The sequence below is a fragment of the Faecalibacterium sp. An192 genome (genome assembly GCF_002160175.1).
Taxonomy (GTDB): Bacteria; Bacillota; Clostridia; order Oscillospirales; family Ruminococcaceae; genus Faecalibacterium.
On record NZ_NFKB01000156.1, the window covers coordinates 1 to 635 of the forward strand.

General features: G+C 54.2%; 1 pseudogene. It reads left to right on the top strand.

Features of this window, described 5'->3' with window-relative positions:
* Positions 1-635 (top strand): annotated as a pseudogene (locus tag B5F27_RS16395) (recombinase family protein); the annotation flags it as partial.

Here is a 635-nt window from a genome sequence, read left to right on the forward strand (position 1 = left end):
GGACAACGATTTTACCCATCTGAGAAATCTGTTCAACTAATGGATGGTGAGAGATACGAGCAAGAAAATCAAAGCAGTAAAACTAGCAAAAGGCATGAGTGGAAAGCCTGTTACCAGCAAGCCGGTATATGGCTACCTCATGGACGAGGACGAGAACTATCTCGTTGACGAGGAAACCGCGCCGGTTGTCCAGCAGATATACCAGCTTTGTCTTGCCGGGAATGGCCCGACCAAGATTGCCCGTATGCTTACGGAGCAGCAAATCCCCACGCCGGGGACGCTGGAATACCGCAGGACAGGCAGCACCCGCCGCTACCACCCCGGCTATGAGTGCAAATGGGCGACGAACACCGTCGTTCATATCCTCGAAAACCGGGAGTACACCGGCTGTCTGGTAAACTTCAAGACGGAGAAGCCCTCTTACAAGGTCAAGCACAGCGTAGAGAACCCCGTGGAGAAGCAGGCCATTTTTGAGAACCACCATGAGCCTATCATAGACCGGGAAACATGGGAGCGCGTGCAGGAGTTACGCAAGCAGCGCAAACGCCCGAACCGCTATGATGAAGTGGGGCTGTTCTCCGGTATGCTGTTCTGCGCCGACTGCGGCCATGTGATGTACCAGCAGCGGTATCAGA